Raw genomic sequence first — 22803 nt, forward strand, 5'->3', positions numbered from 1 at the left:
CGTTTATTGCCTTTCTTTCGGCATCAGTGTTTTCACAAGCATGGCCCAAGTTTGGAAAACGTCAACTGTGTCCTTTGCTAAAGATCACAGTTTCCTAATTGACCGGACAAGAGAATACCACCCTGCGCACCAATCGGTGCTGCAGGGAATTCACATCGCGTAATGGGTTGCCTTGGTTTTATGCCGTGCGGGCGATGACCGTGCCAAGCAGCAGGTCATGGATCAGGCGGCTGCGGTCGGTGAAGAGGCCTGCCAGCAGGATCAGCGGCGTCAGCACCGAGTTCAGAATCCAGAACAGCGCGAGATGCACGATCGCCATCAGGAAGTCCATGCGGCGGCTGTCGACCCGCACCATGGTGATACCCATGGCACGCATGCCGAGCGAAGCCTGATAGGGGCCGCCGAGCGTCCAGCCGAAATATAGTCCTGCGACAAGGATGAAGAGCACCGGATAGAGGACGAAACCGAGCCCAAACGTCAGGATCGACACGAAGAACAACAGCACCGCCGCGGGAATGCAGAGCAGGGCGACGATGATATAATCGACGATGAAGGCGAAGACGCGCCGGCTCAGCACGCCACTATAGGCGCGCCAGTCATCCGGTGCTGCGTAAAGCGGGCTGGGGTTCAGGCTCATCGTTTTCCTCCTTGGGGAAACATTTGCCGAACATATGGTATCCGGGCCTGCAAATACAATAAGCAGGCCACCGGCGCGCGGTTTGAAACTATTTTTTCGCCAGCTGCCTTGCCACATCCATCGCAAAATAGGTGAGGATGCCGTCACAGCCGGCGCGCTTGAAGGCAAGCAGGGTTTCGAGCATTACCTTGTCGCCGTCGATCCATCCGTTGGCGGCCGCGGCCTTGATCATCGCGTATTCGCCGGAGACCTGATAGGCGAAAGTGGGAAGGCCGAAGGCCTCCTTCAGCCGCCAACAGATATCGAGATAGGGCAGGCCGGGCTTGACCATCAGCATGTCGGCGCCTTCCTCGACGTCGAGCGCGGCGTCACGCACGGCCTCGGTGCCGTTGGCCGGATCGATGTAATAGGTCTTCTTGTCGCCCTTCAGCAGGCCGCCGGTCGAAATCGCCTCGCGATAGGGGCCGTAGAAGGCCGAGCTGAATTTCGTCGCATAGCTCATGATGCCGACGTTCTGGTGGCCGGCGGCGTCGAGTGCCTGGCGGATCGCACCGATGCGTCCGTCCATCATTTCCGAGGGCGCGATGATGTCGGAACCTGCGTCGGCCTGATAGACCGCCGCCCGCGCCACCTGCTCGACCGTTTCGTCGTTGACGATTTCGTTGCCGCGCAGGATGCCGTCATGGCCGTGACTGGTGAAGGGGTCGAGGGCGACGTCGGTGATGACGCCGATGTTCGGCACGGCCTTCTTGATCGCCGCGCTGGCAAGATTGATGAGGTTGTTCTTCTCGAGGCTGTTCGAGCCGGTCTCGTCGCGCAGCGCCATTTCGATGTTCGGGAAGGTGGCAAGCGCTGGAATGCCGAGATCGGCCGCTTCCTTCGCCGCTTCCACGGCCTTGTCCACCGTCATGCGGTTGACGCCGGGCATGGCGGGAATGGGCTCCAGGATGCCGGTGCCGGGAATGAGAAAGATCGGCCAGATCAGATCGTCGACCGTCAGCCGGTTTTCCTGCACGAGGCGGCGCGTCCAGTCGGCCTTGCGGTTGCGTCGCATGCGGCGATGTCCGGTGATCTCGTCAACGAGATGCGTCTTGTTTTCCATGATGCCGCCATCCTTTTTCGTCTATGAAAGGCCTATTATATGGAGAGCGTACCTATCACGCTGTCCCCAGAATTCAAAAGCGGGCGAAAGGCCGCAGCCAAGATCTCTCTGGCGAGGCATGAGCCTCCTACGTATTGTTCGCGCATGGAACCTGATTCTTCGACCGTACCCAAGAATACGCTGACGGACATCCTGTTCGTGCTGTTCCTGCGGCTGATCGCGATCGCCTGCTTCTGGCTCGGCCTGCAATATTGGGCGATGCTCGTCGGCTATTCGCTGGATGGCCATGCCCGCTTCGATCTTCTCAATCTTCCTTGGAAGGTGGCGGGCGCCGGGCTTGCCGTCGTCTTCCCGGTCGCGGCCCTCGGATTGTGGCTGACCGTATCCTGGGGACCGGTCATGTGGGTGCTCGCTGCCGGCGGGCAGGGATTGATGTACGGCTTGTGGCCGGAGGTGTTCGGATCCAATCCGCTGATCATGATCTTGCATGCCTGCGTCGCCGTGCTTTATTGCCTGTTCCGCGTCCTGCTGTGGCAGGAAAAGCGCCGGCGCCGTCGTCAGCAGGTAATGGTTGATTTACCCTGAGACAGCAACACTTCCTGGTAAGGTGCTGTTAAGCCTGCAGTTTAAGTAGAATTTTATGTGTATTCGATAGGGTCTCACTCAAGGCGGGAAGAAAACGACACCGCCAAACAAAACAGAGTGAGGCCAAGTCATGATGAACACGAAAATCAAGCCGCAGGCAGTTGCGAACGCTCGGGACCAGCAGGTTGACGATATCCGGGCTCTCTACATGGAATCCCTCCACCTGGTCGAGCGTTTGCACCGCCGCCTGCTTGATGTCATTAAGGACGAGTTCGACCGTCAGGGTCGCGACGACGTCAACGCCGTCCAGGCACTGCTCCTCTTCAACATCGGCAATTCTGAGCTGACGGCCGGCGAACTGCGCTCGCGCGGTTTCTACCTCGGCTCCAACGTTTCCTACAACGTCAAGAAGCTGGTCGACCTCGGCTTCATCAACCACCAGCGCTCGCGCATCGACCGTCGCTCGGTCCGCATTAGCCTGACGGAAACCGGTCAGGATATCGCCGAAACGGTCGCCAGGCTCTATGAGCGCCACATCGGCTCGATCGACAAGGTCGGCGGCATTGGCACCGACGAATTCACCCAGATGAACAAGCTCCTGCAGCGCCTCGACCGCTTCTGGAACGACCAGATCCTGTATCGCCTGTAAAGTATGTCGCGCAAAAGTGCGCAGCGGTTTTGCGATAACGACATGCGAAGTATCAAAGGCTTAAAGCGCTCACGGCGAATCTGAAAGATCGCAACGCGCTTTAAGCAACGGCGACGGATAACCGTGAGACCCTCCGGTACATGCAAGCCGGACACGTTCCCTGCGTGTCTGGCTTGAACCTGTTACCAGCTTGCAATTGTGCGCTTTTTGCCACGTCCGTCCTTCACCTTGTGTCACAGGTAACGCTCCAGGCGTCTGCGCCATTGACGGCGGGTTAATACACGCTATGAACCACCCGCACTTGTGGTATTTTAGCAATCGCAACATGGCTTTTCTTTCGTGGCGGTATGACAGGGCAAGTTTCATGCCGGGTGACACGAATTGGCCATATTACTGTGACAGCGGAAACTCACGGCAAGCGGCGTTCTCAAGTTCCGATTTTCCTGCCTTCAAGCCTGGGCTTCGCAATATTGTGATAGTTCGGGGCGAAGTTCTTGATGGCACTTTAAGGGGACGGATCGATACTGAGCTGCGTTACTTGGCGCGAACCGCGCTATTTACTGCTTCCTCTCTAAGCTGCGCATAACTGGATCGCAGCGTTGAACGGTAGGGATATGTCAAAGAAAAACGGAATTGAACCATTCTCGCGCCGCTCCTTCTTGCGGTCGGTCGCAACGTTCGGCGCCGCCGCATTGGCCGCGCCGGCCCTCGCGCAAAACGCTTCCCCGCTGGAAGCGCTGATCAATGACCGTTCTCGTGGCAATTGGGATGATCAGTTCGACGCCAAGGCCGCCGCACGCACGGCAGCCGCCGTCCTGTCCAACACGCCGATCCTCGGCCCCGATTCCGTACCGAATATCCAGCGCGCGATTGCTCAATATCAGAGCATCGTCGCCAATGGCGGCTGGCCGCAGATCAACCCGACCAGCCAGCAGTCGCTGCAGCTCGGCGCGACCGATCCTGCCGTGCAGGCGCTGCGCCAGCATCTGATGATCACCGGCGATCTGCCGCGCGAGGCAGGCGTCTCGTCGGCCTTCGATTCCTATGTCGACGGCGCCGTCAAGCGCTTCCAGGCCCGCCATGGCCTGCCGCCGGATGGTGTTATCGGCGACTTCACGCTGAAGGCGATGAATATTTCCGCCAATGTTCGCCTGCAGCAGCTCAACACCAACCTCGTTCGCCTGCAGACGTTCCCGTCCGATCTCGGCCGCCGCCATGTCATGGTCAACATTCCGGCGACCTATATCGAAGCCGTGCAGGACGGCCAGGTGGCGCTGCGCCACGAGGCGATCGTCGGCCGCATCTCCCGCCCGACGCACATCATCAATTCGAAGATCTACGAGGTCATCCTCAACCCATATTGGACGGCGCCGCGTTCTATCGTCACCAAGGACATCGTGCCGCTGATGCGCAAGGATCCGACCTATCTGAAGCGGAGCAACATCCGCCTCATCGACGGTAAGGGTCAGGAAGTCGCGCCGGAGACGGTCGACTGGAATTCGGACAAGGCGCCGGATTTGATGTTCCGCCAGGACCCGGGCAAGACCAACGCCATGGCGTCCACGAAGATCAACTTCCACAACCCCAACAACGAATACATGCACGACACGCCCGAGCAGGGCCTGTTCAACAAGCTGATGCGTTTCGACAGCTCCGGCTGCGTCCGCGTTCAGAACGTGCGCGACCTGACGAACTGGCTGCTTATGGACACGCCCGGCTGGCCGCGCCAGCACATCGAGCAGGTGATCGCCAGCCGCGTCAACACGCCGATCACCCTGGCGACGGAAGTGCCGGTCTATTTCGTCTACATCTCCGCCTGGAGTGCGGCCGACGGCATCGTCCAGTTCCGCGACGATATCTATCAGCTCGACGGCAATTCCGAGCTGGCGCTCGACACGACCCAGGGCATGGAAAAGCCGGTTCAATAATCGGCCTTTCGCCCTTAATTATTGTCGAAGCCGCGTCCTCGGGCGCGGCTTTTTCATTGGCCGGCGCCGCTCAGCGTAGAATGCCCAGCAAATGTCGCTGATCGTATTGCTCTCCGGCGACCCTGACGCTAATACCGTCTGCATTGCCGTTCCGGCCGTTCAGGAGCTTTCACGATGACAAATGCGTCCACCGAATCCTTCTTCAACCGCTCGCTTGCCGATACCGATGCGGAAATCTTTGGAGCGATCGGTAAGGAATTGGGTCGCCAGCGGCACGAAATCGAGCTGATCGCTTCGGAAAACATCGTGTCGCGCGCCGTGCTGGAAGCACAGGGCTCGATCATGACGAATAAATATGCTGAAGGCTATCCGGGCAAGCGCTATTACGGCGGCTGCCAGTTCGTCGATATCGCGGAAGAGCTCGCCATCGAGCGCGCCAAGAAGCTGTTCGGCGTCAACTTCGCCAACGTTCAGCCGAACTCCGGTTCGCAGATGAACCAGGCCGTCTTCCTCGCGCTCTTGCAGCCGGGCGATACTTTCATGGGTCTCGACCTGAATTCGGGCGGTCACCTGACGCATGGTTCGCCGGTCAACATGTCCGGCAAGTGGTTCAACGTCGTGTCCTACGGCGTGCGCGAAGGCGACAACCTGCTCGACATGGATGAGGTTCAGCGCAAGGCCGAAGAAACCAAGCCGAAGCTGATCATCGCCGGTGGCACGGCCTATTCCCGTATCTGGGACTGGAAGCGCTTCCGCGAGATCGCCGACAGCGTCGGCGCCTATCTGATGGTCGACATGGCCCACATCGCCGGCCTCGTTGCCGGTGGCCAGCATCCGTCGCCGTTCCCGCATTGCCACGTTGCCACCACCACCACGCACAAGTCGCTGCGCGGCCCGCGCGGCGGCATGATCCTCACCAATGAAGAGGATCTGGCCAAGAAGTTCAACTCGGCGGTCTTCCCCGGTCTCCAGGGTGGTCCGCTGATGCACGTCATCGCCGCCAAGGCCGTGGCTCTCGGCGAAGCGCTGCAGCCGGAGTTCAAGGATTACGCCGCTCAGATCGTCAAGAACGCCAAGGCTCTGGCCGAAACGCTGATTTCCGGCGGCGTCGACGTCGTCTCCGGCGGCACCGACAACCACCTGATGCTGGTCGACCTGCGCAAGAAGAACGCCACCGGCAAGCGTGCGGAGGCCGCCCTCGGCCGTGCCTACGTCACCTGCAACAAGAACGGCATCCCGTTCGACCCTGAAAAGCCCTTCGTCACGTCGGGCGTCCGCCTCGGCACGCCGGCCGGCACGACGCGCGGCTTCAAGGAAGCCGACTTCCGGGAAATCGGCAATCTGATCATCGAAGTGCTCGACGGCCTGAAGGTCGCCAATTCCGACGAAGGCAATGCTGCCGTCGAGGCTGCCGTGCGCGAGAAGGTGGTCAAGCTCACCGACCGCTTCCCGATGTACGGCTATATGGGCTAAGGAGGGCGCATGCGCTGCCCCTATTGCGGTACGGAAGATACCCAGGTTAAGGATTCGCGCCCGGCGGAGGATAATACCTCCATCCGCCGACGGCGGATCTGCCCGGATTGCGGCGGTCGCTTCACCACGTTCGAACGCGTGCAGCTTCGCGAGCTGATGGTCATCAAGAAGACCGGCCGCAAAGTGCTTTTCGATCGCGAAAAGCTGGTGCGCTCGTTCGATATCGCGCTGCGCAAGCGTCCGGTCGATCGCGACCGCATCGAACGAGCCGTGTCCGGCATCGTCCGCCGCCTCGAAAGCTCGGGCGAAACCGAGATCAGTTCGGAACAGATCGGTCTCCAGGTGCTGGAAGCGCTGAAGAGCCTCGATGATGTCGCCTTCGTACGCTATGCGTCCGTCTATCGCGATTTCTCCCATGCGGAGGATTTCGAGCACGTCATCAACGAGATCAACGCGAAGATCGCCCGCGATCCGCTGGACACCTGACCAATGGCGCAGCGGCCGGAAGACGAGCGTTTCATGGCGGAAGCAATCCGCCTGTCGCGCGCGCATCTGGGGCTGACCTCCACCAATCCGTCGGTCGGCTGCCTGATCGTCAAGGATGGCGTGGTCATTGGCCGTGGCGTCACGGCTGTCGGCGGTCGTCCACATGCCGAGCCTCAAGCGCTTGCCGAAGCCGGTGAAGCGGCGAGGGGCGCGACGGCCTATGTATCGCTCGAACCCTGCTCGCATTACGGCAAGACACCACCCTGCGCCGAGGCTTTGATCGCCTACGGCGTCGCGCGCGTCGTCGTCAGCGTCACCGATCCCGACCAGCGCGTTTCCGGGCGCGGCATCAATATGCTGCGCGACGCCGGCATTGAAGTCGATACCGGCATTCTCGAGACGGAGGGCAGGCGATCCCTGGCAGGCTACCTCATGCGCCAGACGAGGAACCGTCCCTACGTGACTCTGAAGCTTGCCATTTCCGCCGATGGCATGATCGGCAAAACGGGCGAGGGGCAGGTTCGCATCACCGGCGATGCCGCCCGGGCGGATGTGCAGATGCTGCGCGCCGAAAGCGACGCCATCCTCGTCGGCATCGGCACGGCGATTGCTGACGATCCGGAATTGACCTGCAGGATTCCCGGCCTCGAAGATCGCTCGCCCTTGCGCATCGTCATCGACGAGCAGCTCCAGCTTCCCCTCGGCAGCAAGCTGGTACAAACGGCGCGGAAGTATCCGGTCATCGCGGTTGCCGCTCATCCGCCGTCCTTCGATGACAACACTGATGCCGCCTTCCTGGGGCGCCGGGCGGCCCTGGATGCTGCGGGCGTCGAGGTATTGCAATCGAATGCGAGCGAGCTGGGAGAATTGCTGGAGGCGCTCGGCACCCGCGGCGTCTCGTCTCTGCTGGTGGAAGGCGGCGCCAAGACTGCGCAGCGTTTCCTCGATGCGGATCTGGTCGACCGCATCCTGTTGTTTCAGGGGCCGGCCGATATCGGCAAGGGCGGTATTGAATCGCCGATCACCAAATCCAATATCCCAGCCAGTTTCATGCATATCGGACGGAGCCGCTTCGGCGACGATCTCTGCGACGAATACGAAAGAGGTTTTTGATGTTTACCGGAATTGTCACCGACGTCGGCACGGTCGAATCCATTTCCCCCATGAAGGAAGGCATCAAGCTGCGCGTTGCCACCAATTACGATCCAGCAACGATCGACATGGGCGCCTCGATTTCGCATGCCGGCGTCTGCCTGACGGTCACCGGACTGCCGGAACAGGGCAGCAATGGGCGTTGGTTCGAGGTCGAGGCCTGGGAAGAAGCCTTGCGCCTGACGACGATCGGCAGCTGGGAAGCCGGTAACAAGATCAACCTCGAGCGCTCCCTCAAGATCGGCGATGAGCTCGGCGGTCACATCGTTTCCGGTCATATCGACGGCAAGGCGGAAATTCTCTCCGTGACATCAGAGGGCGAGGCCACTCGTTTCCGCCTGCGTGCGCCGGAACACCTCGCCAGATTCGTCGCACCGAAAGGGTCGGTCGCGCTCGACGGCACCTCGCTGACGGTCAATGCCGTCGATGGCACGGAATTCGACGTGCTGCTGATCCGCCATTCGCTCGAGGTCACGACTTGGGGCCAGCGCAAGGCTGGCGACTTCGTCAATTTCGAGGTCGACACCATGGCGCGCTATGCCGCACGGCTGGCGGAATTCCCGGTCGTCCGCGAAGCCTGAGCTTCGCTGGCTAGCTGCCGGGGAAGTGCTCTGTGGGCGCCTCGGAGCCCTATGTGAGACTCTTCTCCATGAGAAAATTTGCCAGTGTCTGCCCGCGCTTTTCGACCTTCTGCGCTGCCGCGACGACAAAGCCTTTGCGCTCAAAGAAGGGGCGGGCGGTCAGGCTCGCTTCGGTGAAAATCCGCTGAAGACCCTGTTTGCAGGCCACACTTTCGACAGTCGCAAGCAACAGGCTGGCGACACCTCTTCCCTGATAGTCGGGCGCAACAAACATCATATCCAGGCAGCCATCTCCTCTTAGATCGGCAAAGCCGATGGGCGTGGAGGCATCCATCGCAAGCCAGGTCGGCCGGCTTGCCCGATGCTGCGCCCAGACTTCGGCGTCATCGACCTTCGCCCAGGCGGCAATCTGCGCCGGGTTGTAGTCTTTCGACGCTACCTCGCGAATGGCCCGCAGGAAAATGTCGATCGTTGCCTGCGAATCACCCGGATCGTAAGCCTTGATGGAGAAATTCTCTCCAGAAGCCGGTGTGCCATGCGCTCTCATATCAGGCGCAACGTTCGAACATGGCGCTGTGCTTGTCTTTGTAGATGATATCGTCGATCCGGCGGAAACCGATTTTCTCGGCCACGCGTAGAGAGGATCTGTTCTCCAGCTCGACGATGCAAGTCATGCGCCGACCCGCGAACTGGCTGTCGGCCCAGGCGATAGCCGCGTTCATGGCTTCCGTCGCATAGCCCTTGCCCTGCATCGGCGGCGTAATGCCCCAGCCGGCCTCCAGCGTGCCTTCCGTCGTAGGGGTCATGTCCCGATGCAGGTCGAGAAACCCAACTTCGCCGATCAGTCGGCCGCTTTCTCGTTCCTCTACGGCAAAGAAGCCGAAGCCGAGATGGTGCCACAGGCCGGCATAGCGCAGGAGGCGAGCCCAGACCTGCTCGCGCGTCGGCATCTCGCCGCCGATGAAACGGACGAGCTCCTTGTGCTTCCAGAGAGTCAGGAAGTCGTCGAAATCATCCAGCCTGTGTCCGCGCAGCAAAAGCCGGTCGGTCGTCAATGTCGGAATAACGGTCATAGCTTTGGTCTTTGCTGAAAAAATTCGGTGGTGTTCAGTCCTTCGTGGCGCCAGGCTCGCCGTCCCAATAATCGAGGTTGGTAGCAGCGGCGCGGCCGATCGCGCGGAACGCCGTCTTGCCGTCGCTGTAGGTCTTGGCCAGGAACTTGCCGGAATCGGGATATTCGACGATTTCGGTCCGCGCCTTCGTGGAAATGGCGAGATAGACGAGCACGCCGGGGCCGTTATTGATCAGCTGATGTGCCGTCTCCCGGCCGCCTGCCGGAGCGCCGAGCACATCGCCCTTGCTGACCGCGATACGCTGATCGCCGAAGCGGTATTCGCCTTCGCCGTCGAGAATGACGAACATCTCTTCCTCGACGTGGTGATTGTGAAACGGACAGCCGGATTTGCCTGGAGGCACTTCGTTATAGCTGATCCCGAGCTGCTTCAGCCCGAGCATCGCCCCGAACGACGTATCGCTGCCGGCAAAGAAGCTGCCCTGTTGCCAATGCTCCAGCTCAAGCGCGCCGACATTGACGGCGGGTGCGGATTTCTTCGTCATGAATTCCCCCTTTTGCAGGCCCGAAATTATTATCGAAGCGGTTGCGGGCGTGGAAGCCACAATTTCTGCGTTGCTCCGATCATTTCCAAATAGGGTCGGAATCGGCACGGACCATTGAAAAACACTTGCCAAGCGAGGCCCGCCGTGGTTTGACCCGGCCTAATAAGGTGCCGCACCCCTCTCAATCCTCAGGTGATGTATGTCCAGCTCTTCCAATGCCCATATCCTCATCATCGAAGCCCGCTTCTACGATGATATGGCCGATGCCCTGCTCGACGGCGCCAAGACCGCTCTCGACACGGCTGGCGCGACCTATGACATCGTTACCGTGCCTGGCGCGCTGGAGATCCCGGCTGCGATTGCCATGGCGCTCGACGGCGGCGATAATGGCGGCGTCATCTATGATGGCTATGTCGCCCTCGGCTTGGTCATCCGCGGCGAAACCTATCATTTCGATATCGTCGCCAATGAATCTTCGCGGGCGCTGATGGATCTGGCCGTTAGCGAATCCCTAGCGATCGGCAACGGTATCCTGACCGTCGAAAACGATGAGCAGGCTTGGGCACGCGCCCGCCGTTCGGACAAGGACAAGGGCGGCTTTGCCGCTCGCGCGGCGCTGACCATGATCGCGCTGAAAGAGAAGTTGGGTGCATAATTCATGAGCAATCAGGATAACGAGCGACCGGCAAAGCCCGCCAACCAGCGGGGCGCAGCGCGCCTTGCGGCGGTTCAGGCGCTCTATCAGATGGATATCGGCGGAACCGGCGTTCTCGAGGTGGTGGCTGAATACGAGGCCCACCGTCTCGGACAGGAGCTGGACGGCGAGACCTATCTGAAAGCCGACGCATCCTGGTTCCGTTCCATCGTTTCCGGTGTCGTGCGCGAGCAGACCCGGCTCGACCCGCTGATCGGCTCCGCCCTTCAGGACGACTGGGCGCTGTCGCGTCTCGACAGCACCGTGCGCGCCATCCTGCGTGCCGGCACATTCGAGCTGCTCGATCGCAAGGACGTGCCGGTTCCGGTCATCGTCACCGAATATGTCGAGATCGCGCATGCCTTCTTCGAGGAGGACGAGCCGAAGCTCGTAAACGCCGTGCTGGACCGAATCGCCAAGCAGGTTCGTGGCGAAGCGAAGAAATAGTCTTCGCCGGCCGCTCCGAGGGCTGCGCAGGGCACTTTCGTTTCCTTCGTTCGCGCCTGATTTCATCGTCGAATATTCTTTTGAACCTCCTGCCGGTGTTTTAAGCGCGGGCGGTCTTGACGCCGCGTTTTCCCGACAGCAATCTCGCATTGTACATCCGTCGATTGCCTTGGAGGAGGGGATTGACGGATGCCGCAGGCGGCCGGAGGAGGAGTGAACCGCCGGCTTTTTGGAGGGAAAAAGCGAAATGTCGATTCTTTTAGGAGTGATCGCATGCGGACTGCTCTCGGTCATCTATGCCGTATGGGCAACCCGGTCGGTGCTCGCTGCCGATCAGGGCAATGGCCGCATGCAGGAGATTGCTGGGTATATTCGTGAAGGAGCGCAAGCCTATCTTGCGCGTCAATATAGAACCATTGCCATTGTCGGGGTCATTGTTTTCATCGCGGCCTGGCTCCTTTTGTCGTCCGAAGCCGCTTTCGGCTTTCTAATCGGCGCAATCCTCTCAGGCGCCGCAGGTTTCATCGGCATGCACGTCTCCGTGCGCGCCAATGTCCGCACCGCGCAAGCCTCGTCACAGAGCCTGTCCGCAGGCCTCGACATCGCCTTCAAGTCGGGCGCCATCACCGGCATGCTCGTCGCTGGTCTCGCCCTGCTTGGCGTCTCCATCTATTTCTGTGTTCTGACGAGGGTTCTCGGCCATGAAGCCGGTTCGCGCGATGTCATCGACGCGCTCGTGGCCCTCGGTTTCGGCGCTTCGCTGATTTCGATCTTCGCTCGTCTCGGCGGCGGCATCTTCACCAAGGGCGCCGACGTCGGCGGCGACCTCGTCGGCAAGGTCGAAGCTGGCATTCCGGAGGACGATCCGCGTAATCCTGCCACCATCGCCGACAATGTCGGCGACAATGTCGGCGACTGCGCCGGCATGGCCGCCGACCTGTTCGAAACCTATGCTGTCTCCGTCGTCGCGACGATGGTTCTGGCGGCAATCTTCTTTGCCGGCTCACCGATCCTCGGCTCGGCCATGATCTATCCGCTGGCGATCTGCGGCTCTTGCATCATCACCTCGATCATCGGCACTTTCTTCGTGAAACTAGGAGCCAATGGATCGATCATGGGCGCCCTTTACAAGGGCCTGATCGCTACGGGCGTCCTGTCTATTCTCGGCCTGGGCGCAGCGACCTCGCTGACCATTGGCTGGGGTTCGGTCGGCACCGTTGCAGGCTTCGACGTTACCGGCGCGAAGCTGTTCACCTGCGGCATCGTCGGCCTGATCGTCACGGCGCTGATCGTCGTGATCACCGAATACTACACCGGCACCAACAAGCGGCCGGTCAACTCGATCGCGCAGGCCTCGGTCACCGGTCACGGCACCAACGTCATCCAGGGCCTTGCCGTCTCGCTCGAATCGACGGCGCTGCCCGCGATCGTCATCGTCGGCGGTATCATCGCCACCTATCAGCTCGGCGGCCTGTTCGGCACTGGTATCGCTGTCACGGCGATGCTCGGCCTTGCCGGCATGATCGTCGCGCTCGACGCCTTCGGCCCGGTCACCGACAATGCCGGCGGCATTGCGGAAATGTCGCATCTTCCGCCGGAAGTGCGCAAATCGACCGACGCGCTGGACGCGGTCGGCAACACCACCAAGGCCGTCACCAAGGGCTACGCCATCGGTTCAGCCGGCCTCGGCGCGCTGGTACTGTTCGCCGCCTACTCCAATGACCTGCAGTATTTTGCGGCTCACGGCGACAAGTTCCCCTATTTCGCCAACGTGGGCACGATTTCCTTCGAGCTCTCCAACCCTTACGTCGTTGCCGGACTGCTGTTCGGTGGCCTCATTCCCTATCTCTTCGGCGGGATCGCCATGACGGCGGTCGGCCGTGCCGCCGGTTCGATCGTCGAGGAGGTGCGCCGGCAGTTTCGCGAGAAGCCCGGCATCATGCAGGGCACGGAGCGTCCCGACTACGGCCGCGCCGTCGATCTGCTGACCAAGGCCGCCATTCGCGAGATGATCATCCCGTCGCTCTTGCCGGTTCTAGCACCCATCGTCGTCTATTTCGGCGTTCTGCTGCTTTCCGGCTCCAAGGCTTCGGCTTTCGCCGCACTTGGCGCTTCGCTGCTCGGTGTGATCATCAACGGCCTCTTCGTCGCCATTTCGATGACGTCGGGCGGCGGCGCATGGGACAATGCCAAGAAGAGCTTCGAGGATGGCTTCGTCGACAAGGACGGGACACGCCATATGAAGGGCTCCGAAGCGCATAAGGCCTCGGTCACGGGCGACACAGTCGGCGATCCCTACAAGGATACGGCCGGCCCTGCGGTCAATCCGGCGATCAAAATTACCAATATCGTCGCATTGTTGCTGCTTGCCGTCCTTGCCGGATAGAGCATTTCTGCGATTCAAGGAAAAGCGGAAACGCGCTAGGCAAAGCGAACCGAATGCATAAAGAAAACCCGCGGGGGGCGCGAGCCTCGCGGGTTTTTCTCTGTCGCAGTTTTCCGGCTTATTGGCCCGGATTGAGGTTGTTGAGGAAGTTCCTCGCGCCGTTGATGCCGTTGCCGCCGCCCTGCAGGATCTGTTGCAGGAAGGTGATGTCGCGGCCGCCGGTCGGCGTTGTACGGCTGATCATGTCGAAGACCTTGCCGTCCTTCAGCGTATAGTTGGCTTCCTGCTTCACGATGCCATCCTTGTCGAAGTAGATCGCCAGGATGTTCTGGTCGACCAGCTTCGGCTTCATGAAGGCCGCCGCGCGCGTACGCTTCTGCGAAATGTAATAGAAGACTTCGCCGTCGAAGGTCGCGGTGGTCGAAGGCGTGCCGAGCGAGAGCAGAACCTGCTCGCGGCTCGAGCCAACCGGCGCAAGCGCAAGCGACTGCGGATCGAAGATGTAGCCGTTGTTCATGACCTCGCTGGTCTTGCAACCCGAAAGGCCCAAGGTCGCAATCACCAGGGCGATGGCGGCAGTGCTGCTGAAAGATATGTCAGACTTGAAATACCGTCTGGTCAACGACATCTCATCTCCCCTAATGAATCAATCCGATGGCCGGTCGGCCGGTATGACCTTGCTGTGCACATCATTGTGGCCTTTCCGCGATTGAAAAAGGCACAAGATGCTGTTCGGCACTCTTCATCACCGATCATTCACAACGTGACGACGGTTTGGGGCAGGAGCCTCGAAGCGGGCAAAACGGCATTGCAATTCGCGCCTGCTTCGGTAAACCAGCTTTTGCGTGGATGCAACAAGGCCAAGCAAAAACGGCGCGCTCTGAATGAGCCAATACCGGGAATTCTCATGATTTTTGGGCTCTTTCGCAAAAGAAATCACAATCAGATCATCGTCGTCAGGCAATACGAGCTTCTGACATCGATGGCGCGGCAGCCGGTCTTCTATACCGACTATGACGTGCCCGACACGGTGATGGGACGCTTCGAATTGCTTTCGGTCGTCATGATCCTGTTTTTTCGCCGCACGCGGTCTTCCGCGACCAGCGGCCAGGAACTAGCGCAGGAAATCGTCGATGCATTTTTCGAGGATATCGACTATTCGATCCGTGAACTCGGAATCGGTGACAACAGCGTGCCGAAGCGCATGAAAAAACTGGCCGGTATGTTTTACGGGCGGCTTGAAAGCTATGCCGCCGCCATGGACGTCGATGATCGCATCGCCCTTGCGGCAGCGCTTCGGCGCAACATCTATCCGAAGGCGGATGAGGGCGCTGCGTCGATGGTTGCTCTGGCCGACTGGATGATGACGGCGGAGGCGCATCTGGCCGCAGTAGCGGAGGCAGAGCTTGCCACCGGCTCGGCGGCGCTGCCGCTGCCGCCCAGGCGCGGCCAAGAATAGTTACAGGAGACAGACATGAAAACACACGGTTCCGACGAAACGCCCTTCTCCTATCTCGTGAAAGTCGGTCATATCTCGGCCAATCCCGTCGACGTGCATGTCGAAGCGGATAAGCGCGAGCTTGCCGGGCTTGCGGAGCTCTGGGATGTCCTTTCCGTGGAAAAGCTGGAGGCCGACCTCAAGATCTCGCGCTGGAAGCGCGACGGTGTGCGGGTCAAAGGCAATGTGAAAGCAAAGATCGTCCAGGCTTGTGTCGTCACGCTCGAGCCGGTCGAATCCGATATCGATGAAGATTTCGAGCACATCTTCGTGCCGGAGGATTCCAAGCTGGCGCGCTCGCCTTCGATGGATGCGGGCGAAATGGTGCTCGATCCCGACGGTCCGGACCTTCCGGAAACATTTACAGGCGATACGATCGATGCCGGTGCCGCCGTTGCGGAATTCGCCGCTCTTGCCATCGATCCTTATCCGCGCAAGCCCGGTGTCGAGTTCGAAGGACATATAGAAGATACTGGTGAAAACGACAGGAAGCCTTCGCCGTTCGCTGTTCTGAAAGATTGGAAAAAGGAATAGGCCCCGGCGCCAATTGCGCACAATTCAGTTGTAACCGGGGGAGAAAACGGTATTTTGACGCCAAATTCGCCGGTCTCGGCGGAGAAAAAGGACTAGGGACGCGTGATCAGAATTTCTCTTGACCTAATGGGTGGCGACTTCGGCCCTGAGGTTGTTGTTCCCGGCGCGGCCAGGGCGCTGGATAGGCATCCCGATATTGCATTCGTCATGTACGGACAGAAGGATCGCTGCGAAGCGGTCCTTGCCAAATATCCGAAGCTTCGCGAAAAGTCGGTCTTTCACGAATGCGACGTTGCCATCAGCATGGACGAGAAGCCGAGCCAGGCGCTTCGCCGCGGCCGCTATGTCTCCAGCATGTGGCGCTCGATCGACGCGGTGAAGGCAGGCGACGCCGATGTGGTCGTATCGGCCGGCAATACCGGTGCCCTCATGGCGATGGCGAAATTCTGTTTGCGCACCATGGCAAACATCGAGCGTCCGGCGATCGCGGCGATCTGGCCGACGCTGCGCGGCGAAAGCATCGTGCTCGATGTCGGCGCCACGATCGGTGCCGATGCGCAGCAGCTGCTGGACTTCGCCCTGATGGGCGGCGCCATGGCCCGCGCACTCTTCGAGATCGAACGCCCGACCATCGGCCTGCTGAATGTCGGCGTCGAAGAAATCAAGGGCCAGGAAGACGTCAAGGATGCCGGCCGCCTGATCCGCGAAGCCAATCTCGAGTCGCTCGAATATTTCGGCTTCGTCGAAGGTGACGATATCGGCAAGGGTACGGTCGATGTCGTCGTCACGGAAGGCTTTTCTGGCAATATCGCGCTGAAGGCAGCTGAAGGCACCGCCAAGCAGATCGGCTCGTATCTGCGCGCTGCCATGTCGCGCACGCTGCTGGCGCGCATCGGCTATGTTCTTGCCAAGGGCGCTTTCGATCTGCTGCGCGAAAAGCTGGATCCCAGCAAGGTGAATGGCGGCGTCTTCCTCGGCCTTAATGGCATCGTCATTAAGAGTCATGGTGGCGCGAATGTTGAAGCTTTCGCTGCTGCCATCGATGTCGGCTATGACATGGCCAAAAATGGGCTGACACAGAAAATCGAAAACGATTTGAAAAAATACCATGCCAAACGGCTGCCCCCGATAGGGCCGGAAGCGGCATGAGTCACGGGGTATAAGCGAAATGATCCGTTCAGTTGTTCGCGGATTTGGGGCGGCGCTCCCCAAGCGCGTCATGACCAATGCCGAGATGGAACAGGTTGTCGACACCAGCGATGACTGGATTGTCCAGCGCACCGGTATCCGTCAGCGTTATATAGCCGGCGAAGGCGAGACCACGGCCTCGCTGGGCGAACAGGCGGCACGGGCTGCTCTTGCCAATGCCGGGATGACGCCCGACGATCTCGATCTGATCATCGTCGCGACGTCGACGCCGGACAACACCTTTCCGGCAACCGCGGTCAATATTCAGAACCGGCTCGGCATGCATCACGGCTTTGCCTTCGATGTTCAGGCCGTCTGCAGCGGTTTCGTCTATGCGGTGACGACTGCCGACGCCTATATTCGCTGCGGCCTTGCCAAGCGTGTGCTGGTCATCGGCGCCGAGACGTTTTCCCGCATCCTCGATTGGACGGATCGCACGACCTGCGTTCTCTTCGGTGACGGCGCCGGTGCGCTGATTCTCGAAGCGGGCGAGGGGAGCGGCGCCAACACGGATCGCGGCGTGCTGGCCGCAAGCCTGCGCTCCGATGGCGCGCACAAGGAAAAGCTCTACGTCGACGGCGGGCCTTCCTCGACGGGCACGGTCGGCGTTCTGCACATGGCGGGGCGCGAAGTGTTCAAGCACGCCGTCGGCATGATCACGGATGTCATCCAGGCTGCCTTCGATGCGGCCGGCGCGACCGTGGACGATCTGGACTGGCTGGTGCCGCATCAGGCCAACAGGCGCATCATCGACGGCTCCGCCAAGAAGCTCGGGATTGCTCCCGAAAAAGTTGTGGTCACCGTCGACCTTCATGGCAACACCTCGGCCGCTTCGATCCCGTTGGCGATCGCGGCTGCTGCCGGTGACGGGCGAATCAAGAAGGGCGATATGGTGATGCTTGAGGCCATGGGCGGCGGCTTTACCTGGGGTGCCGTGCTGCTGCGCTGGTAACGCCGTATCTCTAAAAGCCGATTCCGAACAAGAGCTTGACCGTTTGGCGCAAGGGCAATAGTCTCGCACCGCTAGAATGAGATCACCTATTAGTATGGGCGGGGAGCCATGACGGGCAAGACAGTGACGCGCGCAGATTTGGCCGAGTCGGTATTCCGGAAAGTCGGCCTCTCCCGGACGGAATCGGCAGAGCTCGTTGAGACGGTGATCGATGAAATTTGCAACGCCATCGTGCGTGGCGAGACCGTAAAGCTTTCCTCGTTCGCGACGTTTCAGGTGCGCGACAAAAACGAACGCATCGGTCGAAATCCGAAGACGGGTGAGGAAGTGCCGATCTCTCCGCGGCGTGTCATGACTTTCAAGGCATCGAATGTTTTGAAGACCCGCATTCTGAAGGCGCATGCCAGCCGCAAGGCGAAAGCAAGACCAGTCAATCCGGCTACCTAACGCAGTCGGACGACCGATTTTTCGATAGGCCGCACGCTCTGCGCTGCGGCCTTTGTCGTTCGTTTTACCCCTGCTTCTGCAGCTTGCTTGTGCAGCGGCTGCACAAGCCACTTGAATTTCCACTGCCAAACCGTTGAAATATGGTGATTCGTATCCTGATGAGATACGAGGTCGATATCCGGTTTCGCGTGATCCGGCCTGAATGGCGCCGCGTCCGCGCTGTGGGAGTATGATGATGGACAAGAGCCCGGATGCATTTCGCACGATCAGCGAAGTCGCGGAAGACCTTGATCTGCCGCAGCATGTCCTACGGTTCTGGGAAACCCGCTTTCCGCAGATCAAGCCCATGAAGCGCGGCGGCGGCAGGCGTTATTATCGACCCGAGGACGTCGATCTGCTGAATGGCATCCGCCATCTGCTCTACGATCACGGCTATACGATCAAGGGTGTCCAGAAGCTCTTGAAGACCAATGGCAACAAGTTCGTCATCGCGGTCGGTCATGGGGATCTCGCCAGCGTGGAGGCTCTGGCCTCTGCGGCGCAGGAACACGCACCCGTCGAGCCGCGAGTAGGCTCCGCCCATCCGGATGAAGATCAGGTGGTCGGCCGCGCCAAAGCACCGATAAGCCGCCGCTTTTTCAATTTCGTGAGCGGCGACGATGGTGTGCCAGATGTCTCCATCGGCAAATCAAGTGTCGGTAAGGAAGATCGGGCTTTGCTGCAGGAAACGCTCTACGACCTTCTGGAGTGCAAGCGCCTGCTCGATCAGGTGCGCTAACACCTTACCTCATAGCGGAAGCATGCGGTCGAAGATGACCTGCATAGGCGAAGGTGCGAACGATCGAATGCAATCTTTGGTAGCTTGAGACGCGTCGCTTTTGCGGCGCAAACTTGTTTCCTGTCTACGGCCGCGAACGAATGCAAGGGCGATTTCGTCACGCGATTGCGCTCCACACTTGAGGAATTCGCTCGGCACCCATTGACTTGCCTGACCTCATCTCCGGGTTCAGTTGCCATAATGAACCTCCGTTGCTTCATGTTTTGGAGGGGCAGCCGGTCTCGCTATGAAGAGGTAAGAAACTATCCGCTGGAGGACTCCGTTGCAGGCCTCCCAATCACGGCGTCATTTCCACACGCAGCTATATGTCATATCTCGATATTTCGCGCACAGCTTGATGAGCTCGTCTTGCGAAAGATAACCATTGGCTGTATTTCGCTATCACGGGGTTGTAGTGTTGGGTGCCGGAGGGAATATGCGTATACGTGCCACCATGGCGGCAAGCCTTGTCGCGATATCAACCATTCTGTCGAGCTGTCAGACACCGCAGGAATCTGCGATGAATGCCGAAATGACCTGCCAGTCGCAGGGTTACCGCCCTGGCTCGCAGCGTTACGCCCGCTGCGTCGGTGCCACCTATCAGGCCAACCGCGTCCAGGCACAGCAGGCCGAAAATCAGGCGGCAGCGCTTGCTGCTGCGGGCATCATCGGCGGCGTTCTGATCGGTGCTGCAGCCAGCGATAACCGCCATCATCATCGCCGCTATTACGACCGGCCCTATTATCACCGCTGCTATCGCTGCTGGTAGTTGCCGCGCTCACGCTGGCATGAATTCGGAAACTCCGCCGGTTATGCTGGCGGAGTTTCTTGTTTGCATGACTAACCGTTATAATGGCGGCGCTGCCTCTACGCGGCTGACGAGCTTGAGGCTCCGGTCCGGCTGAAGAATATAGGTTTCGTAGACATCCTGTCCCCATTGATTGGTGAAGCTGTGCTGGATGCGGCTGCCGACTGGTGATTCCGTCAGTTTCATATGCGGCTGGCCGCCATAGGTGATGCTGCCGGGAATGGGCTGCAGAGACTCGGCTGTGTTGCATGCGGCAAGCAGCGGAGCACATAGCAAAAGAGCAAAAAAGGGCTTCATCGTTTCGACTTTCTGCGCGCTTCCCGTCTCCGCAGAATCGCCGCGCAATAAAGACGGAAGTGCATCTATGAGTGTGGCTTCAAATCACTATATAGAGGTAATATCGGCAGGCCCGGCGACAAGGTTTTTCACGTAGACGTGCTTGGCTCTGCCGCCGGATTTCGAAGGAGTCGCCTATGTTTACGATTGCCAGGTCGATAACTGCCGCGGGCTTCGGTTTGCTGCTGGCGGCAGGTGCCGCAATGCCAGCCGGCGCCATCACGATGCCGGCGCTGTCGGTGCTCCAACAGTCAGACGTCATCCAGGTTCATGATCACGGCCATTGGCATCACCACAACCATTGGGGCAGCGGCCACCGGCTGCACGGTTCCGATAGCTATTACGACGACGATTCGGACAGCGGCGTCCTCTTTAAATCCTTCGTTACAGGCACCCTGTTCAGCTGGCAGCGCTCTCGCGGCTACTACGATGGCCATGCCCGCGCCTGCGCGAGCCGCTATCAGTCCTATAATCCCGCCGACAATTCCTATCAGCCGAGCCAGGGGCCGCGGCGGGAGTGCCGCTAGGCCGGAACTTTTTCTGAGCAAGCCGCCACTTTTCGCTTGCGTCGGGAAACTCTAAACTCTAAACGAAACAAGCCGTTTCGGCAGGTCGGGGCGTAGCGCAGCCCGGTAGCGCACTTGACTGGGGGTCAAGGGGTCGCTGGTTCGAGTCCAGTCGCCCCGACCATTTATCTCCTTGAACTCCCAATCAAATTTCTAGTGATTTAGCTGCACCACGAGGATGTCTGGCCAGTCCAGCGCCGTGCGAGCCCTTCCGAGACCATTTGGTCGCCGATCGAGCGGCCGGCGCGCATGGCGATGCGCAGCTTGCCGCCATTCTGATCGTCGCGGCGGTTGCTGCCGGAAAGCACGAAAGTCCCATCGTTGAGAATGGCCTGCAGGCGCAGTTTTGCAGTCATGGCCTTCTGCCTCTCGCCCGGGCAGTGCGCAGCCTCCATGCCCGGCACGTCGATATCGGCGAGCTGGATCCTGATGCCGTCCTGCCAGAACGTATTGCCGTCGACCACGCAATTCGTGCCCGAACCGGCGCTGCAAAGCACAAACCTGCCGCCGGTCTGAGCCCGCAATCCGGGCACTGGCCGGTCGATGGGCGGCTTGCTGATCGGCAGCGCTACGGGGATAGCGGCTGGCACTAGCGGGATAGAAGCCGGCGGCACGGGGAGGGCCGATGTCGCACGCGGTTCCGGAATGACCGCAGCCGTCCTGACTTTCGGCTTGGCCGTCGGCACCGGTGTTTCCTGGGCCATGTGCGGCATGCCGGCGACCGTGCCTGCATGGGCGAGCATGGAGGGCATTTCCTTGCGGTACTGATAGGCGTACAGGCCGGCCACAGTCGCCAGGCCGACGAAGCCCCATAGCCACATCGAACTGCCCGCTCTCGGTTGCGGCTTGCGCCGCGTGCGTCGTTTCGCTTTAGCCATGATGTCATCCCTCGATTGCGAGGGGATTATCGCCGCGATTTCTTACCGATCCGTTGGCTTTCCGTCGTCCGACGACGAGTGCGGGGGATTCCTATTTTGCCGATCCGGTCGCGGGTTTTAGCTTCACCGACATCGTGACCTGTCCGCTCACCGAAAGTTTCGGCCCGCGGCCGTCGAAACTATTGACTGCCGTATTGCTCGACATGGCGCTGATTTCGCAGGCATCTGCAATCGTATCGAGGAGGGTCGCGCAGCTGCTTGCCGCGATCTTATAGAAGGATTTCAAGGCCTTCTCCTGCTGCTCCTCGCTGTCGCCTTCCGGCACGGAATAGAAAATCGATATTCCCGACTGCACGGAAATATATCCTTCCGGCACCTGGCGGGGATTGCGCAGGGGAAGATTCTGAAGGTTCTGCGCAAAGGCCGGCAGGGCCGAGCCGGCGAGCAGCAGGCCGAGAATGGCCGGAGTCAAAAATCTGGTCATCATCACCTCTTCGTTTCCGCCGCTTATCGCAGGTGCGGATGAAGGCTTGGTAATGGTGTGACTCAAAATTGTACGAATGGAAGGATTTACCGCATTATGTGCGAATCAGAAAAGCGTCGGCACAGGCGATTGCTTCCTTGCCAAGCCCGGTGCCAGAGCGCATAGTCCACTCATATTGTCGGGTATGAAGCGGACGCCGACAAGGTTCTGCGTGTTCCGGCCCAAAGGATTGAGACCGCGCGAATGTTGGAAACCCCTATCCATCCACGGGACTTGCCGCTGTTTTCAGAGGATTTGGATCGCTTGGAGAAGGTGCTGGATACGGTCTGCCAGGATCGCGGTATCAATTTACGCAGCCAGCAAGCGGAGCGTCTCGGCGCATTGATCATTCAGGTTTATCGCCAGGGCGTGAAGGACGACGCCAAGCTTCTTGCGCTTGCAAGGGCTTATTTCTGACACAACCGCGTTTTTTTATGGGCTTGAATCTAATCGGTTTAAGCTGATTTCACATAGCAGCAATGACGCTTTGTTGCTGTTCGAAGCCGCACTTCCACCCTA

Annotated in this window: 28 protein-coding genes and 1 tRNA gene; 20 read left to right on the forward strand and 9 right to left on the reverse strand. The window is 59.8% G+C overall.

Annotated elements, in window-relative coordinates; genetic code table 11:
- Window positions 1-178 precede the first annotated feature (178 nt).
- Window positions 179-637 carry an RDD family protein gene (locus RHSP_RS20850; RefSeq protein WP_004122294.1) on the reverse strand — a complete coding sequence of 153 codons (459 nt, stop codon included), beginning with the start codon at window positions 635-637 and terminating at the stop codon, window positions 179-181.
- An 88-nt stretch (window positions 638-725) separates the two neighbouring features.
- A complete protein-coding gene (gene hemB / locus RHSP_RS20855; protein ID WP_037153452.1) occupies window positions 726-1739 on the reverse strand; it encodes a porphobilinogen synthase in 1014 nt (337 codons plus the stop codon).
- Between the two features lie 144 nt (window positions 1740-1883).
- Between hemB and RHSP_RS20860 the strand changes: the two genes are divergently transcribed.
- The 7 genes from RHSP_RS20860 (at window position 1884) to RHSP_RS20890 (ending at window position 8593) form a co-directional block, all read left to right on the forward strand.
- Window positions 1884-2324 (forward strand): DUF6163 family protein, encoded by a 441-nt coding sequence (locus tag RHSP_RS20860; RefSeq protein ID WP_004122300.1) that lies wholly within the window; start codon window positions 1884-1886, stop codon window positions 2322-2324.
- Window positions 2325-2457: 133 nt separating this feature from the next.
- On the forward strand, window positions 2458-2973 hold the full coding sequence (gene ldtR / locus RHSP_RS20865) for a transcriptional regulator LdtR (RefSeq protein WP_037153623.1): 516 nt from the start codon (window positions 2458-2460) through the stop codon (window positions 2971-2973).
- Window positions 2974-3587: 614 nt separating this feature from the next.
- A complete protein-coding gene (locus RHSP_RS20870; RefSeq protein WP_037153460.1) occupies window positions 3588-4901 on the forward strand; it encodes a L,D-transpeptidase family protein in 1314 nt (437 codons plus the stop codon).
- Window positions 4902-5075: 174 nt separating this feature from the next.
- Window positions 5076-6374 (forward strand): serine hydroxymethyltransferase, encoded by a 1299-nt coding sequence (glyA, locus tag RHSP_RS20875; protein ID WP_037153464.1) that lies wholly within the window; start codon window positions 5076-5078, stop codon window positions 6372-6374.
- A 9-nt stretch (window positions 6375-6383) separates the two neighbouring features.
- Window positions 6384-6860: a transcriptional regulator NrdR gene (gene nrdR / locus RHSP_RS20880; RefSeq protein ID WP_037153468.1), complete on the forward strand. Its 477-nt coding sequence runs from the start codon at window positions 6384-6386 to the stop codon at window positions 6858-6860.
- Window positions 6861-6863: 3 nt separating this feature from the next.
- Entirely contained in the window at window positions 6864-7973 is a 1110-nt protein-coding gene (gene ribD / locus RHSP_RS20885; protein WP_037153471.1) for a bifunctional diaminohydroxyphosphoribosylaminopyrimidine deaminase/5-amino-6-(5-phosphoribosylamino)uracil reductase RibD, read from the forward strand.
- On the forward strand, window positions 7973-8593 hold the full coding sequence (locus RHSP_RS20890) for a riboflavin synthase (RefSeq protein ID WP_004122311.1): 621 nt from the start codon (window positions 7973-7975) through the stop codon (window positions 8591-8593). Before ribD ends, RHSP_RS20890 begins: the two co-directional genes overlap by 1 nt.
- A gap of 49 nt (window positions 8594-8642) precedes the next feature.
- Here the strand turns inward: RHSP_RS20890 and RHSP_RS20895 are convergent, their stop codons facing one another.
- Genes RHSP_RS20895 through RHSP_RS20905 form a run of 3 tightly spaced genes read right to left on the reverse strand, consistent with a single transcriptional unit; the run spans window position 8643 to window position 10210 of the window.
- The gene (locus RHSP_RS20895; RefSeq protein ID WP_004122314.1) at window positions 8643-9140 is read right to left on the reverse strand and encodes a GNAT family N-acetyltransferase; all 498 of its coding nucleotides are present in this window, start codon (window positions 9138-9140) and stop codon (window positions 8643-8645) included.
- Between the two features lies 1 nt (window position 9141).
- Window positions 9142-9666: a GNAT family N-acetyltransferase gene (locus RHSP_RS20900; protein ID WP_004122316.1), complete on the reverse strand. Its 525-nt coding sequence runs from the start codon at window positions 9664-9666 to the stop codon at window positions 9142-9144.
- 34 nt (window positions 9667-9700) lie between these two features.
- Window positions 9701-10210 carry a cupin domain-containing protein gene (locus RHSP_RS20905; RefSeq protein WP_004122318.1) on the reverse strand — a complete coding sequence of 170 codons (510 nt, stop codon included), beginning with the start codon at window positions 10208-10210 and terminating at the stop codon, window positions 9701-9703.
- 199 nt (window positions 10211-10409) lie between these two features.
- On the opposite strand from RHSP_RS20905, the gene ribH reads away from it, so the two are divergent.
- The 3 genes from ribH (at window position 10410) to RHSP_RS20920 (ending at window position 13737) form a co-directional block, all read left to right on the forward strand.
- On the forward strand, window positions 10410-10865 hold the full coding sequence (gene ribH / locus RHSP_RS20910; RefSeq protein WP_004122320.1) for a 6,7-dimethyl-8-ribityllumazine synthase: 456 nt from the start codon (window positions 10410-10412) through the stop codon (window positions 10863-10865).
- Window positions 10866-10868: 3 nt separating this feature from the next.
- A complete protein-coding gene (gene nusB / locus RHSP_RS20915; RefSeq protein ID WP_004122322.1) occupies window positions 10869-11351 on the forward strand; it encodes a transcription antitermination factor NusB in 483 nt (160 codons plus the stop codon).
- 247 nt (window positions 11352-11598) lie between these two features.
- Window positions 11599-13737 carry a sodium-translocating pyrophosphatase gene (locus RHSP_RS20920; protein ID WP_004122323.1) on the forward strand — a complete coding sequence of 713 codons (2139 nt, stop codon included), beginning with the start codon at window positions 11599-11601 and terminating at the stop codon, window positions 13735-13737.
- A 118-nt stretch (window positions 13738-13855) separates the two neighbouring features.
- On the opposite strand, the gene RHSP_RS20925 is transcribed toward RHSP_RS20920, so the two are convergent.
- Entirely contained in the window at window positions 13856-14365 is a 510-nt protein-coding gene (locus RHSP_RS20925; RefSeq protein ID WP_037153477.1) for an outer membrane protein assembly factor BamE, read from the reverse strand.
- A 279-nt stretch (window positions 14366-14644) separates the two neighbouring features.
- On the opposite strand from RHSP_RS20925, the gene RHSP_RS20930 reads away from it, so the two are divergent.
- The 7 genes from RHSP_RS20930 (at window position 14645) to RHSP_RS20960 (ending at window position 19942) form a co-directional block, all read left to right on the forward strand.
- Window positions 14645-15196, forward strand: coding sequence for a ubiquinol-cytochrome C chaperone family protein (locus RHSP_RS20930; RefSeq protein ID WP_037153480.1), 552 nt, complete (start codon window positions 14645-14647; stop codon window positions 15194-15196).
- Window positions 15197-15211: 15 nt separating this feature from the next.
- On the forward strand, window positions 15212-15769 hold the full coding sequence (locus RHSP_RS20935) for a YceD family protein (protein WP_004122326.1): 558 nt from the start codon (window positions 15212-15214) through the stop codon (window positions 15767-15769).
- 102 nt (window positions 15770-15871) lie between these two features.
- Window positions 15872-16918, forward strand: coding sequence for a phosphate acyltransferase PlsX (gene plsX / locus RHSP_RS20940; RefSeq protein WP_004122327.1), 1047 nt, complete (start codon window positions 15872-15874; stop codon window positions 16916-16918).
- A gap of 19 nt (window positions 16919-16937) precedes the next feature.
- Window positions 16938-17909: a beta-ketoacyl-ACP synthase III gene (locus RHSP_RS20945; RefSeq protein ID WP_037153483.1), complete on the forward strand. Its 972-nt coding sequence runs from the start codon at window positions 16938-16940 to the stop codon at window positions 17907-17909.
- 108 nt (window positions 17910-18017) lie between these two features.
- Window positions 18018-18356, forward strand: a complete 339-nt coding sequence (locus RHSP_RS20950; protein ID WP_037153486.1) for an integration host factor subunit alpha — start codon at window positions 18018-18020, stop codon at window positions 18354-18356.
- A gap of 229 nt (window positions 18357-18585) precedes the next feature.
- Entirely contained in the window at window positions 18586-19134 is a 549-nt protein-coding gene (locus RHSP_RS20955) for a MerR family transcriptional regulator (protein WP_037153495.1), read from the forward strand.
- Window positions 19135-19609: 475 nt separating this feature from the next.
- On the forward strand, window positions 19610-19942 hold the full coding sequence (locus RHSP_RS20960; protein WP_037153502.1) for a hypothetical protein: 333 nt from the start codon (window positions 19610-19612) through the stop codon (window positions 19940-19942).
- Window positions 19943-20020: 78 nt separating this feature from the next.
- On the opposite strand, the gene RHSP_RS20965 is transcribed toward RHSP_RS20960, so the two are convergent.
- Window positions 20021-20278 (reverse strand): hypothetical protein, encoded by a 258-nt coding sequence (locus tag RHSP_RS20965; RefSeq protein ID WP_004122330.1) that lies wholly within the window; start codon window positions 20276-20278, stop codon window positions 20021-20023.
- 176 nt (window positions 20279-20454) lie between these two features.
- Between RHSP_RS20965 and RHSP_RS20970 the strand changes: the two genes are divergently transcribed.
- A complete protein-coding gene (locus tag RHSP_RS20970) occupies window positions 20455-20844 on the forward strand; it encodes a BA14K family protein (protein WP_004122331.1) in 390 nt (129 codons plus the stop codon).
- A gap of 86 nt (window positions 20845-20930) precedes the next feature.
- Window positions 20931-21007, forward strand: a tRNA-Pro gene (locus RHSP_RS20975).
- A 37-nt stretch (window positions 21008-21044) separates the two neighbouring features.
- On the opposite strand, the gene RHSP_RS20980 is transcribed toward RHSP_RS20975, so the two are convergent.
- Window positions 21045-21761, reverse strand: a complete 717-nt coding sequence (locus RHSP_RS20980; protein ID WP_004122332.1) for a thermonuclease family protein — start codon at window positions 21759-21761, stop codon at window positions 21045-21047.
- A gap of 91 nt (window positions 21762-21852) precedes the next feature.
- A complete protein-coding gene (locus RHSP_RS20985; protein WP_004122333.1) occupies window positions 21853-22245 on the reverse strand; it encodes a hypothetical protein in 393 nt (130 codons plus the stop codon).
- Between the two features lie 243 nt (window positions 22246-22488).
- Between RHSP_RS20985 and RHSP_RS20990 the strand changes: the two genes are divergently transcribed.
- The gene (locus RHSP_RS20990; protein ID WP_004122336.1) at window positions 22489-22701 is read left to right on the forward strand and encodes a hypothetical protein; all 213 of its coding nucleotides are present in this window, start codon (window positions 22489-22491) and stop codon (window positions 22699-22701) included.
- The last annotated feature ends 102 nt before the right edge of the window (window positions 22702-22803 follow it).

This window comes from Rhizobium freirei PRF 81 (assembly GCF_000359745.1).
Taxonomy (GTDB): domain Bacteria; phylum Pseudomonadota; class Alphaproteobacteria; order Rhizobiales; family Rhizobiaceae; genus Rhizobium; species Rhizobium freirei.